Below are 17,979 nucleotides of genomic sequence, written 5' to 3' on the forward strand. Positions count from 1 at the left end.
CCGGCCGCTACAAGGCCGACGTCGAGGAGTCGGAGATGCATTACATGGCGGAGCACGGGGGTGAGGATGGTGCCGAGCAGCAACACGAAGCAAATGTGATCAAGGCCGTCTCATCCGTCATGGACGCTTCGCACAGCAAGCAGATCGAGCAGGGTGTGGAGACTTCCTCGAATCACTGTGTGCGCTGTGGGACGTCCCGAATGCGGCTCTGCTCGCATCCGGGCTGTAGCCGGCCGCATAGTTCTCTGCCGGACGGGCGGACGGTTCACGCGTCGAGACGGGGCCGCAGTACCTGGCTGCCACTGGACGGAATTCCGGGGCGAGTTATGAGCGTGTTCAGGGAAATGGACCTTCTGCGCGCCCCGCTCTTCACGACGCTGGTCTTAATGCCCCAGCGCAACCACCCCCTGCCGGACCGGGGCAGCCCGGCCCGCTCCAGCCCGCCGGTCACCAGCGGGTGACCGACACGCTCCGACCACGGCGGTACCGGCGTCTGGCCACGGCGGTACGGACGGCCGGAGTGCGCCGTCCGCCCGTACCCAAGAGCCCTGTCCCCGCGGCCTGCTCAGGAGCCCGTCGGGGGAATGACGTTGTCGAGTACTTCGGCGCTGTCCTCGGCGGCTCGGGCCGCACGTGGCAGCATGAGGTCCTCGTAGGCGCGGACGGCGTCGTCGATGCTGGATTCGGTGATGAGGGCGTGGGCGAGGTCGGCGCCGTCGAGCAGGGCGAGGTTCGCACCGAGCCCGACCGGGGGCATCAAGTGCGCGGCGTCGCCCAGCAGGGTGATGCCGGGGACGTGTTCCCAGGTGTGCGGGGCGGGCAGCACGAACACGGGCCGGTTGACGAAGCCGTCGTCGTGGTGCCGCAGGAGGTCGAGCAGGCTCTCGTCCCAGCCGTCGAACATCTTCAGCAGATGCGCGCGCACGGCTGCCGCGTCGTCGAGGTCCACGTCGGCGGCCACCTGCCAGTTCTCCGGGGTGCGGAAGGTGGCATAGACGCGGATGTGGCCGTTGCTGTTGCGTTGGGCGAGCAGGGCCTTGCCGGCGGCCGTCGCCAGCACGGTGCCGTTGCCGACCATGCGTGCGAGGGCAGGATGGCGGGTGTCACAGTCGTCGAGACCGGTCTCGACGAGGGTGACTCCGGTGTAGCCGGGTGTGGCGTCCGACAGAGCCGGGCGGATGCGCGACCAGGCGCCGTCGGCGCCGACCACCAGGTCGGCGTCCTCGGTGGTGCCGTCGTCGAGGAGCAGCCGCCAGGAGCCGTCCCCGAGCGGGGTGGCGCGGGTGACGGCGCAGCCCCACCTGACGGTGTCCTCGGTGAGGGATTCCAGGAACAGGCCGCGCAGCTGGCCGCGGTCGATCTCCGGGCTGTCCTCGTCGTGTTCGGGCCCCGGGACGGGCAGTGTGGTGGCGGTGACGGGGTCGACCACACGCCACACCTGGCCTTCGGGGCGGGCCAGGGCACGGAACCGGTCGAGCAGCCCCGCCGCGCGCAGGGCGACCTGACCGGAGCCGCCGTGGATGTCCAGGCTGCCGCCCTGGGGGCGGGCGCCGGTGGCAGCCTCACGTTCGAAGACGGTGACGGAGCGGCCGTGGAGCTGCAGGACACGGGCTAAGGCAAGGCCGCCGAGGCCGGCGCCGACGACCGCGATACGGGCGTGAGCGGAGTTCATGGGGCTGTCCCCTCGAAAGGTGGATGAGTTGCCGGCAAGCCCGGCACACGACCAAGAAAGCACAGCCACGAACGAGCATCCTCGAAATTTCGTGTGCCGGTACCGAGCCGACGGGCGCCGCGAGCGCGAGAAGGCCGAAACCGGTCGTTCGCTCCCCCACGCCGCACCCCGTCGTTGAAGCCGTCCGGGCTCCCCGGAGGCTCTGGTCGTAGGTGATCAGCGAGCGGGGGACGGGTGCGCCGCCAGGTTGGCCCCCGGGTGCCGGCGTCGGCGTCGGCGTCGGCTCAGCGTGCGCCGACCGTCCCGCCTCGGTCCAGGACGGCCTCGACCGCAGCGACAAGCCGCTCCCCCGCACGGTCGACGCTCCCGTTCTGGGCACTGATCTGAGCACCCTCCATGAGGAAGGTGATCTCCGCGGCGGCCTCGTCGGGATCCCGCAGACCGGCCCTCTCGCACATGTCCGTGAGCCGGCGCCGCTGGGTGGCCTTGTGGTCCTCGATCAGCCGGCGGGCCGGGTGTTCCCGGTCGGGCAGGCCGGCGATGGAGTTGACGAAGGGACAGCCCCGCTGCGCGACGTCCGGCAACCCCTCGGCGATGAAGTGCGTCACGGCGAGGACTTGGGCCCGGCCGTCGCCGGGGTGCTCGGCCTCCGTCCGGTCGAAGGCGGTCGAGTACCCCGCTGCGACGATTCTCAGCCACTCCTCGATCAGGGCGTCCTTGGTGGCGAAGTGCCGGTACAGGGCCATCTTCGTGGTCTTCGCCTGCTCGGCGATGGCCTGGACCCCGACGGCCCTGATGCCCTCGCGCAGGAAGAGCTCCTCGGCCGCGTCGAGGATGCGCTCACGCGGGGGCAGCCGGGCAACTCTGGTGTCCCGCCCGGGCCTTGGGGTGCTGCTCGCCATCTCCGCCTCACTTCGGTCACCGTCGCCGGCCGCTCTCCGCCCATGCTACGTTACCGACCAACCCCGAACGATACCGATCAGTATCACGCGGGACCGATCGGACCAACGTGAGGCGGAGCATCGTGAAGCTGCACGAATACACCCAGTACGACGCCGTGGGGCTGGCCGAGCTCGTCGCACGAGGAGACGTCACCACCGCGGAACTGACCTCCGCGGCCCAGGACGCGATGGCTGCCGTCAATCCCCGCATCAACGCCGTCGTGGAGAACTGGCCGGCCGAGGACGCACCGGGTCCGGGCAGCACACCGCTCGCCGGTGTCCCGTTCCTCATCAAGGATCTGGCCGTGGCCATGAAGGGCAAGCGCGTCGAACTGGGCAGCCGCCTCGCCGCCGGCAATGTGGCAGCGGCGGACTCGTTCCTCATGCGACGGTTCAGGCGGGCCGGCCTGGTGACGCTGGGCCGTACGGCGTCCCCCGAATTCGCCTACAGCACCACCACGGAGCCGGTCCTGCACGGAGCGACCCGCAACCCCTGGGACCTCACCAGGACGCCGGGGGGCTCCAGCGGCGGGTCGGCCGCAGCCGTCGCCGCCGGCATCACCCCCCTCGCACACGCCACCGACGCGGCAGGGTCGATCCGTGTCCCCGCCGCAAGTACGGGGCTGTTCGGACTCAAACCCACCCGCGGCCGCGTCTCCATGGGGCCGGACGCCGACGAGGTCTTCAACGGCCTGGCCGTGCACGGCGCCCTCAGCCGGACCGTGCGCGACAGCGCGACGCTCCTCGACCTCATCCAGGGCCCCGAAAGCGGCGACCCCTACTTCGCGGCACCTCCCCGACGCCCGTACGCCGAGGAGAGCACCCGCGACCCCGGGCGACTGCGCATCGGACTGCTCACCACGCCCTGGAACGGACGCGCCGTGGAACCGGCCGTACACGAAGCCACCCTGGCCGCCGCCAGCCTGCTCGACTCGCTCGGTCACCGCATTGAACCCACCGGCGTGCACCTCGGGGTGAGCTGGGAGGAGTTCGTCCTCGCCAACGCCCGACTGTGGACAGCCAACCTGGTGACCTGGATCGACGGCTTCGCCGAGGCGTTCGGCCGCCCCGTGAACGAGACGACCGTCGAGCCCGAGATGCTGGCGAGCTACACCTGGGGACGCCGGGTGAGCGGTGCGGAGTTCGTGCAGGCCCTCGAGGTACGCAACCGGGTCGCCCGGTCGATCGGCGCGCACTTCGACCGTCACGACGTACTGCTGACACCCACCCTTCCCGAACTTCCCGTAGCCACAGGCACCTACCACCACGGAGCGGAGGGGGCGGACGGCCGGGGCTGGCTGGAACACCTGTTCCACAGGTCCCCGTTCACCGCAGCCTTCAACGTCGCCGGCACCCCCGCCATGTCGGTCCCGCTGGCGGCCGATCCGGTCACCGGCATACCCATCGGCCTCCAGTTCGCCGCCGGGTTCGGGCGGGAAGACCTTCTGTTCCGCCTTGCCGGACAACTGGAGAAGGCCGCTCCCTGGGCACAGCGCACGCCCCCCGTCTGGGCCGGTACACTCCCGGCCGCCTGAACCCCGCCGCCGGCCCCGGCTCACCGGGGAAAGGGTTTGGGGCCGCAGCACCGTCGTCGGCGCTGTGGTGGGAGGGGGTGTTGGACCCGGAGCTCAGACCCTGTGGCGGTCGAACTGCTGGGGGGTCAGTAACCGATGCCGTCTGACTGACTGCGGCAGATGCGGGCCGGCCTGCCGCACGTACCGCCCCGGTTCAGCGGTGAGAGCAGCCTCCAGGAGCACCCGCCGGAGGCACTGCGTCAATCACTTGCTGAGAGCGGATAGTCACCTCCCGATCCGGATAGGGCGAAGCCTCCGCGCTTCTTAGGGTTTCGAAGAACTCAGCGCTCAGGAGGCATACATGGAGAGCTATCGCGGTGCGCGGACGGCCTTGATCGTGGGTGCTGGCATGGCCGGTCTGACCGCGGCGTCGGCTTTGGCACGCAGGGGGTGGCAGGTCGAGATCGCCGAGATCGGGTCGGCCGGAGCGACGTCCGGCTGGGGGTTGTGTCTGACCGGTCCTTCGCTCCGTGCGCTGGACGAGCTGGGGCTGGCCGACCCGTGTCTGGCTGCGGGCTACGGAATGAGTGTGATCACGCATGTGGATGTGGACGGCGCGCTTACGGACGAGGTCCGGTTGCCGCGTCTGATCGGCGCCGAGCGGCCCGCGATGGTCGGTATGGCGCGCCCCGCGCTGTACCGGACGCTGCGTGAGCAGGCCGATCGGTGCGGCGTGGAGGTGCACCACGGGCTGACCGTCGCTGCGGTGGACCAGGAGGGGGAACAGGTCCGCGTGCGGATGTCGGACGGGACGCTCCGGCGGGTCGCGCTGTTGGTGGGTGCGGACGGGATCCGCTCATCGGTACGGCATCTGCTGGGCCTTGAGACCGCGGTCGCGTACCACGGGCAGATGGTCTGGCGGGCTCTGGTGCCCCGCCCGCCATGGGCCACCGGGGTGCATCAGTTCGCCGGGAAGGTCAACACGGCGGGGCTCGTGCCCATCTCGGACAGCCGGGCGTATGTGTTCTTGACGGAGAACGGAGTGGAGCAGAGCATCTTGCCCGACGACGAACTCGTCCCGCGTCTATGGAAGTTGCTGGCTGCCTTCCCTGGCCGGGTGGAGGAGATCCGCTCCCTGGCGGCCGTGGCCGAGTCGGTCGTACGTCGCCCGGTGCTGACGGCGTTCTTGGACGGCGCCTGGAACCGGGGCTCCAGTGTGGTCATCGGTGACGCCGCGCACGCACCCGCGCCGCAGATGGCCAGCGGCGCTGCCCTGGCCATCGAGGACGGGGCGGTGCTGGCCCAGGAGCTCGAGTGCCACAGGTCGATCGGCGCCGGGCTCGATGCGTTCGTCAGCCGGCGCACACAGCGGTGCCGGACTCTCGTGGAGACCTCGGTGGCGATCGCCGACCTGGAACAGGCGCAGCGCCACCACGAGGCGTACCCGCTGGTCGATGCGTGTCACCGGCAGATGGCCGAGCCCGTATGACCATGCCGCGGGCACAGCGCGTCAGCCGCCCGCCGTGCACGGCGGGCGAGGAGAGAAGGACGACCTGCAGAACGCTTCGGCCGATCTCCGCCTGGTTGAGCACGGGGCCGCAGACGGGCCGGATGTTCCCCGGCGGCCACAGGGGCCAGGGCCCCGTACCGCCCCCCATCGCCCTCAACTGGCATACACAGCACCTCATTCGACCCAGCGCAGCAGCATGAGGGAGTGCATTATGAGAGACGGCAGTCCGATCACCCACCTGCGGCACATCGATGTCGCCATGCCCAACTTCGCCGAGCAGCGTCAGTTCTACACCGAGTTGTGGGGGCTGACGGAGATCGCAGGCGACACCGGTGTCTCGTTCCTGGCAGCCGAAGGCTCCCCGGAGCAGTACGTCGTGCGGCTGCGCCGGGAAGCGCACAAGCGCACCGACCTCATCGCCTTCGGCGCCGCCACGGCCGCCGATGTCGACACCCTGGCCGCGCAACTTGTCGGCCAGGGCGTGCAGTTGATCAGTGAGCCGCAACCGGTTACCACCCCCGGGGGTGGGTACGCAGTCCGCTTCTTCGACAACGAGGGCCGCGTCGTGGAGGTGTCCGCCGACGTCACACCACGACAGCACCGCCAGATCGAAGCCCGCGAGCCGATCCCCGTACGGCTGTCACACGTGCTGATGAACTCCCCCACACCCGAGGCCACGGTCGCCTGGTACATCAAGCACCTGAGGTTCCGCCTCTCGGACACCATGTGCCTCGGCAGCCGTGGTGAGGTCATGTGGTTTCTGCGGTGCAACACCTTCCATCACAGCTTCGGCATCGTCCGCGGGCCGCACGCGGCCTTCCACCACGCCTCCTTCGAGATGCGCGGCATCGACGAGTTCATGCGCGGCACCGGCCGGATGCGGCGCCTGGGCATCGAGCGACTGTGGGGACCAGGGCGACACCGCGCCGGTGACAACACCTTCAGCTACTTCCTCGACCAAGCCGGAAACACCGTCGAGTACACCACCGAGCTGGAGGTCCTGGACGAGGACACCTGGCACCCCCACCTCTACGACCTTCGCGAGCCCGCCAACGCGGATCAATGGGGCACGGCCAACGAGATGGACGAGTTCATCGCCGCCAAGTCCCACAACGACGTCGACCCCGGACTGTTCGTGGCCCCGCCGATATGAGCATCACCCCGCGGGGCCGCGTCACCTGCGGACGCAGAACGGCTGCCGACCAAACCCCTGACGGACCAACAGCGGTGACACACTGACTGCAAGTCCCGGTCGCCCGCATCACACACCGTGGCGGCCACCCCAAGGGAGGTGAACGCGTGCCGGCTCCGCTGCGCAACTTCCTCATTACCAAATCCCCCAACCCCGTCGACCTCTTGAACGCCACCACCCGCCTGTTCGGCGGCTCCATCGCCACGTCGCCGCTGGACGGCCTGCGCAAGGGAGATCACGAACTGCGCGGGGTGGCCGCGCGCGACTTCGCCGTCGGCTACTTCGCCTCGCCGCTCGACGTACGCGTCTCCTCGGCGGGAGGACGCAGCTCCTACTTCGTCAACATCGGCGTGTCCGGCGCGATCGCCGCATCCTGCGGGAGCCTGAACACCCTCCTCGACACCGCCACGGCCGGGGTCGTCAACCCCGGAGACACCCAGGAACTGCGCCCCGCACGTCTCACCCCTTCACGCTTCCTGGGCCTTCGGATCGACGCCGCCCTGGTCGACCAGGAATTCACCGCACTGACCGGACGCCCTCCGGTGTCCACCGTCCGCTTCGGCTTCGCCCTCGACCTGGCCAGGCCCAAGGGCCGGGCGGTGCTGCTGCTGATCCGCTCCCTCCTGGAGCAACTGGACTCGGGAGACCCCCTGTTCCAGCGTCCGGAACTCCAACGCAGCCAACTGCGCTGCATCGTCACCGCACTGCTCCTGGCCCAGCCGCACTCGCACACCGGCGAGCTGCGAGACGGTCCTCAGCCTGGCCACCCGCGCTCCTTGCGCGCAGCGCTCGCGTTCATCGAAGCCAACCTCACCGAGCACATCGCCCTCGGCGACATCGCCAAAGCCGCCGACTGCGCCCCGCGGACCATCAGCTCCGCATTCCGCGACCGGCTCGGCCTGTCACCCATGTCCTACGTACGCAACCTGCGGCTGGACCGGATCCGTCAGGACATCCTCAACACCACCGACAACCTCGGCACCATCGCCTACCGGTGGGGCATCTCCCACCTCGGCCGCTTCGCCGGCGACTACCACAGTCGTTTCAACGAGCTACCCTCCGACACCGCAGTCCGCCGGTAGCACCACCGCCTCCTGCCCGCGTCCTCGAACGGGCCCGCCATCAGACCCGCATCCCTCATACACCGCGGACGGACTCCCCCGACTCCTCCACGATGTACGGGCGTCGACGCGGGCGGCCGGGCCCAGCCCGTGGGCACGCGGATCTTCTCCATGCCGGGCTCGAGCTGGGTGCAGCCCCCCGCTCCCCGGCAGTGACGGCGAGAGACGGCGGGCAGCAGCGGCCATCGGCACTGTCGCGACAGACTGCGATCGTCCATCTCACCTGATCCATTGCGACGGCTCGACTGAGACTGCGTCTGTGGGCCGAGCCTGACATGCACGCTTATCGCGCGCTCGTCGCCGAACGGGATGATGGCATGCTGGAAGCGTGAGTTCGCCCGTGATCCCGGAAGGGGGCGTTCGTGAGCGTGGGGCGCGTACAGCGGCCTGAACGTGTTGCCGTCATCGGAGTGGGCATTCTCGGAGCCGGCGTGGGCTGGAACCTGTCGCGGCACGGGGCCGAGGTGGTCTTCATCGACGCGGGCCGGCCGGGCGAAGGAGTCACCAACTGGTCTTTCTCGTGGGTCAACGCCAGCAACAAGACCGAGCGCAGGACCTACTTCGACCTGAACGTTGCGGGCATGGCGGCGTACCGCGAGCTTGCAGAGATCATCGGGCCAGACTCATGGTGGCATCCCGGCGGCCACCTGCGCTGGGCCGGGGACCCCGCAACGGAGGCGAAGCACCTGGAAACAGCCGATCTGCTGGCTAGTTGGGACTACGGGGTCGAGGTGTGGACGGGGGCCGAGGTGCGCCGTCGCCTCGAACCAGCTCTCACTGTGCCCGACAAGACTCCGGTCCTGTTCTACCCCGACGAGGCATGGGTGCACGGACGGCATCTCGTCGGCCGCCTGGTCGGCCGAGCCGTTGACTGCGGTGCCGAGCACCGGCTCGGCACCGCGGTCTGCGACATCGGCGTCGGCGCCGACGGGAGCATTCGGACGGTGATTCTGTCGGATGGGAGCTGTCTCGACATCGACGCCGTCGTGAACGCAGCAGGGCCCGGCGCCTCCCGGGTCGCCGGGCTCATCGGCCGGCACTTACCGATGCGCCGGGAACCTGGTGTCGTCACCCGGATCGGGTGTGCTCGGGTCCCGGTTCACCGGGCCATGCACGCGCCCCACATCGAGATCCGTCCTGACGGAGACGCTTCGGTGGTCCTCCACAGCCGCGAGATCGACGCACTCATCGACACAGGTGAAGCTCCAGCGGAACTCGCACGGCTGCTCCACGAATCGGCGCGGCACGTCGTTCCGGAACTCGGCAACTCCGTCATCGCACAGACACGGGTAGCCCACCGGCCCATCCCAGCCGACGGATTCCCCTCGGTGGGAGCGCTACCGTCTGTGCCGGGCTACTACGAGGCCGTCTCCCACAGCGGCATCACGCTCGGGCCGGTGATCGGCCGGCTGCTTGCTTCGGAGATCCTCAGCGGGAAGAGGGACGAGATGCTTGCGGACTTCCGCCCGGAGCGGTTCCCCCAGTGACAGCGTGTGGAGACGCCGGTACCGAACAGCCGGCGCAGTTCCCGACGATGCCGGTGGGGGGCCGAGGCGGAGCTGCCACAGCGCCCCCGGCCAGCCTGATGGGGGCTCTATGTCAGCTTCGCCCGGTCAGCCTGATCGGGTCGGCGGAGCCGACAGTCGCTGGCTCTACCAGTCGGTCAGGTCCACGACGAGATCGCAGTGCGGATCATCCGGGGCCGGCTGGTGGCGTTCCTCTTCCTCGACGAGGGAGGGGAGCGAGGCAATCAGCGCGGTGAGCGCATCGGTCAGGTGGATGTCGGCGCCGATGATGCCGGTGCCGTCAGGATGCTGCACGTACAGGCGAAGCCGATTATTGCCCCTCATCAGGAAGCCGATCAGGAAGGGGTTCTCATCGTCGCCGGGATCGGAGAGGGCGCGCAGGACGTTGAGCGCCAGGCCCTGTTCGGGCTCCGGTTCCGGGGTGATCTTCTCCGGGTGGAGACGGATGAGGGTCATTCCCATGGCGTCGCTGATGTCGTCGCTGCTGTAGATCTGGGTGCCCGCCAGGGTGGTGCGCAGGATTCCGGGAAGGTAGGCGGGGGCCACGGCGTCGTGAGGGATCTCGTAGAGGAAGGTGTCGCCGTCCTCGTCGTCCCCGGCGTGGATGGCGATGCGTACGGCGCCGGGAGCAGGCAGGACACCGCGCACTCGGCAGCCTTCGGCGATGGGTGCGTTGAGGTGGTCCAGCAGCAAGCGGCTGATGACCGCCTGCTGCTGTCGGTCTTCGGGGTCGGTCACTGGTTCATCCAAGCGGGGCACTTGTTGTCGGGCTGATTGCGGCAGAAGGCGTTGACCACGCCGATCTTCTGTCCCTTGCCGGCGTCGTACTTCTTGTCCTTGGTGTAGCGGGCGTACTGGACGATGACGGTGAAGCGGACCTGCTTGGGGCTGCCGCCAGTCTTGATGGCGACGCATGAGCATGACTGGATGCTGCGGAGGTGCGCATCGTCCTTCAGGGAGCCCTCCGCTGGAGTTCTTTCCGCGCGCGGCGCATCCCGCGCCTCGCCACCGCAGGGCGGCGGGCGGCGGGCGGCGGGCGGTGGCCGTACAGGGACCGGGAGGTGCTGGCGGCGATCATCTTTGTCGCCACCTCGGGTTGCACCCGACGGCAACTCCTCACGCCGCTTGGACAGTCGGGGCGGACGGCTCACCGCCGGCGCCGGTTCGCCGACCACCGACCGTCGGCCGGGCGCTGCACGGCCCGACGCCACCCGCACCGCCATCGAGCGACCGAACAGCAGCCGAAGCCGGCTGACACGGAGCAAGCCCCGCCGCTTCATGGGCCAAGAAGCGGGCGGAGCAGGCCATGGTGTCAGTGTCCGGAAGAGACGACTGCGTCGAGGGTCTTGGCGAGTTCGGCGGGTATGGACAGCATGGGCCAATGTCCGGTGGGCAGGTGGAAGCGCCGCCACGGTGACTGGTTGAGGAAGGCCAGCGCCGGCATCCCGGCATCCAGCAGGGCCTGGGCGTCGTTGCAGGCAACCACCACATGGTCGACCTCGGGGCCGAGCTCACCGGGGCGGGTCGGCCCCTGTTGGAAGGTGCGAAAAGGCTGGGGCGTGGCCCGGGTGCGCATGAGGTCGAGCCGGCCCTCGTCGAGACCTTCGAGGGAGCTGAACATGCGCAGGAGGTCGACGGGCGGCAAGGGCAGCCGCCAGCCGTCTCCGTGCTCGGCAACCTGCCGGCGCAGTCGGTTCACCACGTCTTCCGGCATGACGTCGAGCAGGCACATACCCTCGGAAAAGGGAGCGCTGTCCAGATAGACGACCCGTTCCAGGCGCGTCCCGAGGCGGCCCGCGGCGACGGTGACGGGAACCGACGCATAGCTGTGCGCGACGAGGGTGACCTCGCACAGGTCCTGCTCCACCACGAACGCGGTGATGTCGTCGATGTGCGTGTTCAGGCCCACCTCCGGGGTGGCAAGGGCGGATCGTTCGCCCAGGCCGGTCAGCGTCACCGGCAGCGCCCGGTGGCCGCGCTCCCGCAGCGCCTGCGCGGTGTCCTCCCACGCCCAGGCTCCGAGCCAGGCACCAGGGACGAGTACGAAGGTAGTCATGCGTTTTCTCCTTGGATTTAAGGGGTTGCGGCGAGAGTAGAGTCCATACAGGACAGTTTCCGCCCTGAAATGCCGAGTGATCCATGCCATACCCCCTGACCCGCGTACTGGCCCTGCTGGAACTCCTCCAGACGCACCCAGGCCTGACCGGTGCACAGCTGGCGGACCGCCTGGGGACCGATGTGCGCACGGTGCGGCGCTACGCGGCACGTCTGCGCGAGCTGGGGCTCCCGGTGGAATCGGAGCGAGGCCGCTTCGGTGGCTACCGACTGGCCCGCGGCTACCGGATGCCACCACTGATGCTCACCAACGAAGAAGCCCTCGTGATCATGCTGGGGCTGCTGGCCGGGGACCGCCTGGGCATGAGCACCGCCGCTCCCGCCGGCGCCGGCGCCCTTGCCAAGATCGAACGAGTGCTCCCGGATCCGCTGCGTGCACCGCTGGCCGCCATGCGGGAGACCTTGTCCTTCACCACCGACACCGTGCTCGCGCAGGCCCCCGAAGCGGGCGTCCTGCTGACCCTGGCGCAGGCATGCCACTCCGGTCGCACCGTCGGCCTGCGCTACCGCTCATGGCACCGGGAACACACGGAGCGCGAGGTCGACCCGTACGGCGTGGTCTTCCATTCCGGGTGCTGGTACCTCGTCGGTCACGACCACCTCCGGGACGGCCTGCGCACCTTTCGCATCGACCGGATCGCCTCCGCCACGCCCGGTGCGGCGACGTTCACCGCCCCCGACGACTTCGACCCGGTGACCCACCTCACCGCATCCCTGGCCCGGACCCCCGCGCCGTGGCGGGTCGAGGTACTGATCGAGGGCCCCATCGAGGACATCGCGCGCCGACTGCCACGTACGATCGCCACCCTCACCGCCACACCCACCGGCGTACTGATGCGCGCGCAAGCCGCAGAGTTGGACAGCGTGGCCCGCCTGCTCGCCTCGCTGGAATGGCCCTTCACCGTCCACAGCCCCGACCAACTGCGCCGCTCGCTCAAAGACCTGGCACAACAGCTCACGGCCGCCGCCGAACGACCCGCCGGGGACCCTCCGAAGTAGACCGCATCATCGAACCTGGGCAGCGCTGACCGGCCGGGCCCGCTGGCGGAGCGTGCGGTGCACGGCTCACCCGCACCCGCTCACCCGCTCACCCGCTCACCCGCAGGGCATCGAACGCTCGGATGCCCAGCAGTGGTCGTTCCCCCTGGGCGTGCTACCCCTCAGATCCCCGTCGAGGAGAGCGCGCGGGCTGTCCAGGGATCGCTTCACACGTCGAGTTGGCTGCCCGCATGGTTCGGACAGCGATTCAGCAGTTCAGCAAATCGGCGCCCACCGCTACGGACGAGCAGTGCCTACGCGGCAACCGGAGGCAAGTGCCGCAAGGCCAGCCGGCCAACCGGCCGCCCGCGGAGAACCTCATCAGACTGATGCGGTCCGCCCCACACGCGTGGCGTTGCCGGAATCCCCAGGGAGGCGTCGCCCAGGCCTCCGGTTCGGACGTGCCAAGGCGACGGCCTGGCCGGAGAGGAACAGCGGGAGCTGGATGGCGAGCGTCGCGTAACTTCCGGCCATCATGGCCAAGTTGCCCTTGATGAATCGCGGAGCGCCTTGCGGTGACACTTCGTCGTGACGCGTCTGATTCCGCCTGACCGCCGACGGGTCCTACGGCCGGAGGTCCCGCCGGACTCGGAGGTACCCGTCGGACTCGGAGGCGCCCGTCGGCCCCGGTGTGCACGAGTCCCGAGGCCTCGAAGCCGCTGCTGATGTGAACACAAGAACGTGGCAGAGAAGACCGCCGGTCGACCACCCGCTCTACCTCCCGCGTCTCCCCCCGGTCTCATCGGCCGACCCCTCGGACCGCTCATCGGTGCCGGGACGCTCCGCATCGGACCGTATGGCGCGCTGGTACCGCACCGGCCTTCCGCGTGACCGCTGAAGGCGCCTGACCTGGGTCGATGACCGTCACGTGCCTTCTTTCCCTCCGGGTGCGCTCGCTGCCGGCAGGGGATCCGACGAGCAGCGGAGCCCGCATCTCCCCGACATGATCGGTGCGCCACGTCATACACCGGATTCGAGGCGAACTCGCCGTTTCGAGTGACCTGGTGCTCCGTTTGTCGCCTGTGCTTCTGCGAGGTGGTTCATTCGGTGCTGGGCTGGCGCCACCAGCCGCCACCAGCCGTGCGCCGGCTGCCTCTGGCGTGCCCTTGTTCCCTTTCCGCGTCCCTCACCAAGTCAACGTGTCAGGAGCCGTATGCGCTTTTGCGTGCAGCCCCCGACGCTCCGAAGCACCTCAAGCACCAGCGAAGGAGAAAAATGACCAGCACCGAGGAACGGTCATGAACGACACCCGCCATGGACTCCGCCGTGAGCACACCGGAGCCGAACGCGCCACCGAGAAGACCTATCAGCAGCTCGCCCGCGAGCTGCTGCTGGTCGGCCCCGAGCCGGCCAATGAGGACCTCAAGCTGCGCTACCTCGACGTACTGATCGACAACGGGCTGGAGCCCGCCGCCGTCCCCAAGCGCATCCTGATCGTCGGAGCAGGCATCGCCGGCCTGGTCGCCGGTGATCTGCTGACCCGTGCCGGGCACGAGGTGACGATCCTGGAGGCCAATGCCAACCGGGTCGGCGGCCGGATCAAGACCTTCCATGCCAAGGAGGGCGAGCCGTCGCCCTTCACCGACCCCGCGCAGTACGCGGAGGCCGGGGCGATGCGGCTGCCCAGCTTCCATCCGCTGACCCTGGCGCTGATCGACAAACTCGGGCTGAGGCGGCGGCTGTTCTTCAACGTCGACATCGATCCGGCGACCGGCAACCAGAACGCCCCGCTACCGCCGGTGATCTACAAGTCCTTCAAGGACGGCAAGATCTGGACGAACGGCGACCCCAGCCCCGAGTTCCGGGCCCCCGACAAGCGCAACAACACCTGGATCCGCACCAACCGCACGCAGGTACGGCGCGCCCAGTACGCCAAGGACCCGTCCGCGATCAACGAGGGCTTTCACCTCACCGGCGGCGAATCACGGATGCCTGTCGGCGAGATGGTCCATCAGGCACTGGAGCCGGTGCGCGACTACTACTCCGTGCTGCAGAGCGACGGGACCCGGGTCAACAAGCCCTTCCAGGAGTGGCTGGACGGCTGGGCCGAGGCCATCCGGGACTTCGACGGCTATTCGATGGGCCGCTTCCTGCGCGAGTACGCCGGGTTCAGCGATGAGGCCATCGAGGCGATCGGGACGATCGAGAACATGACGTCACGGCTGCACCTCGCGTTCTTCCACAGCTTCCTGGGTCGCAGCGACATCGATCCCGCCGCCACGTACTGGGAGATCGAGGGCGGCAGTCGGCAGCTTCCGGAAGCGCTCGCCAAGGACCTGCGGGACCACATCGTGATGGGCCAGCGGATGGTCCGGCTGGAGTACTACGATCCGGGCCGCGACGGCCACCACGGCGGGCTCGCCGGGCCGGGCGGCCCCGCCGTCGCCATCCAGACCGTGCCCGAGGGCGAGCCGTACGGAGAGCCGCAGACCTGGACCGGTGACCTGGCGATCGTCACCATCCCCTTCTCCAGCCTGCGGTTCACCACCGTGAGCCCTCCGTTCTCCTACAAGAAGCGCCGCGCCGTCATCGAGACGCACTACGACCAGGCCACCAAGGTGCTCCTGGAATTCTCCCGCCGCTGGTGGGAGTTCACCGAGGCGGACTGGAAACGGGAGCTGGACGCCATCGCACCCGGTCTGTACGCGTACTACCAGCAGTGGGGCGAGGACGAGGCCGAGGCCGCGGTGTCCGTGCCGCACAGCGTGCGGAATCTGCCCACCGGCCTGCTCGGCGCCCATCCGAGCGTGGACGAGAAGCGCATCAGCCGGGAGCAGGTGGAGTACTACCGCAACTCCTCGCTGCGCGGCGGCATGCGGCCGGCCACCCAGGTCGTCGGCGGCGGGTCCACCACAGACAACCCCAACCGCTTCATGTACTACCCCTCACACCCCGTCCCCGGCAGTGAGGGAGGCGTGGTACTGGCCGGCTACTCCTGGTCGGACGACGCGGCCCGCTGGGACTCCTTCGACGACGCCGAGCGCTACAGCTACGCCCTGCGCAACCTCCAGACGGTGCACGGTCGCCGGATCGAGGTCTTCTACACCGGTGCCGGCCAGACCCAGAGCTGGCTGCGCGACCCGTACGCCTGTGGTGAGGCGGCCGTCTACACCCCGCATCAGATGACCAGCTTCCATCTCGACGCGGTCCGGGCCGAGGGACCGGTGCACTTCGCCGGTGAGCACGTCTCGCTCAAACACGCCTGGATCGAAGGCGCGGTGGAAACGGCCGTACGCGCCGCCCTCACGGTCCACGAGTCCCCCGCGGCGTACGAGAGCGCCGCTGCCGCGCGGACCGCGGCACCCCGAGAACGCCGGGCGGGCGCCACGCCGTCGGCCCCGTCGCGAGAGGACGTGGTGACCTCATGACCACCTCACAGACCTGCACCGTCGCCGAGTACCTGGCCATCAGGCTGGAACAGCTCGGCATCACCCATCTGTTCGGCGTTCCGGGCGATCATCTGGGCCCGTTCCTGTCGACCCTGCACGAGAAGACCACGGTGCGCTGGGTGGGCACCCCGACCGAGGGGGGCGCGGGTCAGGCCGCCGACGGGTATGCGCGGGTGAAGTCCGCGGACGCACAGATCGAACTCGGTGAGCAGGGCATCGGCGCGGTCGCGGTCACCTACAGCGTGGGCGCATTCAACCTCCTCAATGCGATCGGCGGCGGCTTCGCCGAGTACGTGCCGCTGATCGCGATCAACGCCGCTCCGTCCTACGAACAGTGGCTCAACCAGCAGGCGATCGGCCTGCTCACCTCGCACATGTCCCAGCGGCCGGAGAGCAACCTGGAGGTCTACCGCCAGGTGACGGTGGACGCCCAGGCGATCTCCAACCCGGGCCTGGCCCCCACCCAGATCGACAGCGCGATCACCGCGTGCCTCTCCCACCGTCGGCCGGTCTACCTGGAGGTCATGGATGACGTCTGGGACGCGCGGTGTCCCGCACCCCAGGGCCGGCTGACGCGGCGGGAGCGGCCCGTCACCGCCAAGAACGAGCGCATGCTCGACCAGGCGGTCACGGCGTGCATGGAGCTGGTGCGGCACCACCGCAACCCGATCCTGTGGGCCGGTGAGGAGATCGACCGCTTCCGGCTCTCCGACGAGTTCGAGAGGCTGGTGCGCGAGACCCGCATCCCGTTCTGCACCACCATCGGCGCCAAGTCCGTGGTCTCCGAGTACACCCCGGGCTTCTCCGGCGTCTACAACGGCAAGGCCAGCAGTCCGGAGGTGGCCGAAGTCTTCAACAATGCGGGCTGCCGCATCGGACTGGGCTCGTGGGCCACCTCGAAGAACCTCGGTGGCGCGCGGTCGATCGGCGACGACTGGACCGTCGCGGCCCAAGACGGTGTGCATGTCGGGGCTTCATACTTCCCCGATGTGCAGCTCGCCCGGTTCATCCCCGCCTTACGGGAACGCCTGGTCGCCGAGTTCGGAAACGGTGCCTTCGAAGCGGACTACTTCACCCGCGCGCATGACGAGGGCCTGGACGTCCCCAGCAGCACCGCCGCCTACCTGGACTCCCAGACCGGCGGCCCGTACCCGCAGAACGTGACGTACGACAGCCTCTTCCGGCACCTCAATTCCTTCCTCGAAGCGCAGACCAGCGAGTCCCCGGACGCGCGCACCAACCCGTTCACGGTGGTGTGCGACGCCGCTTTCGCGCTGATCGGCTCGATGAATCTGCGGATGGCGGAGCGCGCCTCGTACGTGGCACAGAACAGTTGGTTGTCCATCGGCTATTCGGTCGGCGCGGCTACCGGTGTGGCACTCGCGCGACGCCACGCGGACAAGCGCCCGATGGTCTTCGTCGGCGACGGCTCCTTCCAGGAGACGTGCCAGGAGATGTCCACCCATGTGCGGCACGGTCTGCGCCCGGTGGTGTTCGTCCTGGACAACGAGGGCTTCTACGGCATCGAGCAGATGCTCGTCCAACCCTGTTACTACAGGGAGGGGACACCGCCCTCCGACGGCGCCGATTTCTACAACGAACTCCACCCCTGGCGGTACGAGAAGCTTGCGGAGGTCTTCGGCTCCGCCAAGCACCCGATGAACGGCTTCAGCGTCCGCACGCACGACGAACTCGCCGCCCTGCTCCAACGCATCGCCGAACCCACCGACACGATCAACCAGGGCCCGATCGTCGTACGGGTGCAGCTCGGGCGGCACGACTACCCCCGGGCGCTCAAGTACAAGATCACCGAGAACTGTCCGCCGCCCGGCGGCACACCGCGCGAAGGAAGCACACGATGACCGGCACCGGCGAACGGCGGACCGGAGCGGCGGCGGTGCCACCGTCTACTCCGTGACGGCACAGCGTCGCTGCGGCACTGGGGCACTGGGGCACGCGAT

At 69.1% G+C, this 17,979-nt stretch carries 13 protein-coding genes; 8 read left to right on the forward strand and 5 right to left on the reverse strand.

The features are described from left to right. Nucleotides 1-565: 565 nt before the first annotated feature. Entirely contained in the window at nucleotides 566-1,672 is a 1,107-nt protein-coding gene (locus Scani_RS18865; RefSeq protein WP_159477675.1) for an FAD-dependent oxidoreductase, read from the reverse strand. Nucleotides 1,673-1,956: 284 nt separating this feature from the next. Then, complete coding sequence (locus Scani_RS18870; RefSeq protein WP_159477678.1) at nucleotides 1,957-2,574, reverse strand: TetR/AcrR family transcriptional regulator; 618 nt, start codon at nucleotides 2,572-2,574, stop codon at nucleotides 1,957-1,959. Between the two features lie 122 nt (nucleotides 2,575-2,696). Here Scani_RS18870 and Scani_RS18875 point away from each other — a divergent pair, with 122 nt between their 5' ends. The 5 genes from Scani_RS18875 (at nucleotide 2,697) to Scani_RS18895 (ending at nucleotide 9,437) form a co-directional block, all read left to right on the forward strand. Then, entirely contained in the window at nucleotides 2,697-4,148 is a 1,452-nt protein-coding gene (locus Scani_RS18875) for an amidase (protein WP_159477681.1), read from the forward strand. A 340-nt stretch (nucleotides 4,149-4,488) separates the two neighbouring features. Next, nucleotides 4,489-5,616 carry an FAD-dependent monooxygenase gene (locus Scani_RS18880; protein WP_246296005.1) on the forward strand — a complete coding sequence of 376 codons (1,128 nt, stop codon included), beginning with the start codon at nucleotides 4,489-4,491 and terminating at the stop codon, nucleotides 5,614-5,616. Between the two features lie 232 nt (nucleotides 5,617-5,848). Next, nucleotides 5,849-6,790, forward strand: a complete 942-nt coding sequence (locus Scani_RS18885; protein ID WP_159477684.1) for a VOC family protein — start codon at nucleotides 5,849-5,851, stop codon at nucleotides 6,788-6,790. Between the two features lie 146 nt (nucleotides 6,791-6,936). Then, nucleotides 6,937-7,911 (forward strand): helix-turn-helix transcriptional regulator, encoded by a 975-nt coding sequence (locus tag Scani_RS18890; RefSeq protein ID WP_159477687.1) that lies wholly within the window; start codon nucleotides 6,937-6,939, stop codon nucleotides 7,909-7,911. A gap of 401 nt (nucleotides 7,912-8,312) precedes the next feature. Next, nucleotides 8,313-9,437, forward strand: coding sequence for an NAD(P)/FAD-dependent oxidoreductase (locus tag Scani_RS18895; protein ID WP_246296006.1), 1,125 nt, complete (start codon nucleotides 8,313-8,315; stop codon nucleotides 9,435-9,437). Nucleotides 9,438-9,602: 165 nt separating this feature from the next. Here the strand turns inward: Scani_RS18895 and Scani_RS18900 are convergent, their stop codons facing one another. Genes Scani_RS18900 through Scani_RS18910 form a run of 3 tightly spaced genes read right to left on the reverse strand, consistent with a single transcriptional unit; the run spans nucleotide 9,603 to nucleotide 11,532 of the window. Continuing rightward, nucleotides 9,603-10,214: a hypothetical protein gene (locus tag Scani_RS18900; protein ID WP_159477690.1), complete on the reverse strand. Its 612-nt coding sequence runs from the start codon at nucleotides 10,212-10,214 to the stop codon at nucleotides 9,603-9,605. Further along, nucleotides 10,211-10,741 (reverse strand): hypothetical protein, encoded by a 531-nt coding sequence (locus Scani_RS40265; protein ID WP_159477693.1) that lies wholly within the window; start codon nucleotides 10,739-10,741, stop codon nucleotides 10,211-10,213. The genes Scani_RS18900 and Scani_RS40265 overlap by 4 nt, the downstream gene beginning before the upstream one ends. Nucleotides 10,742-10,788: 47 nt before the next feature. Then, on the reverse strand, nucleotides 10,789-11,532 hold the full coding sequence (locus tag Scani_RS18910) for an alpha/beta fold hydrolase (protein WP_159477696.1): 744 nt from the start codon (nucleotides 11,530-11,532) through the stop codon (nucleotides 10,789-10,791). Between the two features lie 83 nt (nucleotides 11,533-11,615). Here Scani_RS18910 and Scani_RS18915 point away from each other — a divergent pair, with 83 nt between their 5' ends. From Scani_RS18915 to Scani_RS18925, 3 genes are all read left to right on the forward strand, one after another. After that, a complete protein-coding gene (locus Scani_RS18915; protein WP_159477699.1) occupies nucleotides 11,616-12,590 on the forward strand; it encodes a helix-turn-helix transcriptional regulator in 975 nt (324 codons plus the stop codon). A 1,277-nt stretch (nucleotides 12,591-13,867) separates the two neighbouring features. Continuing rightward, nucleotides 13,868-15,997 (forward strand): flavin monoamine oxidase family protein, encoded by a 2,130-nt coding sequence (locus tag Scani_RS18920; RefSeq protein ID WP_159477702.1) that lies wholly within the window; start codon nucleotides 13,868-13,870, stop codon nucleotides 15,995-15,997. After that, complete coding sequence (locus Scani_RS18925) at nucleotides 15,994-17,880, forward strand: alpha-keto acid decarboxylase family protein (RefSeq protein WP_159477705.1); 1,887 nt, start codon at nucleotides 15,994-15,996, stop codon at nucleotides 17,878-17,880. The genes Scani_RS18920 and Scani_RS18925 overlap by 4 nt, the downstream gene beginning before the upstream one ends. Nucleotides 17,881-17,979: the final 99 nt, after the last annotated feature.

It is taken from the genome of Streptomyces caniferus (assembly GCF_009811555.1).
GTDB classification, from domain to species: domain Bacteria; phylum Actinomycetota; class Actinomycetes; order Streptomycetales; family Streptomycetaceae; genus Streptomyces; species Streptomyces caniferus.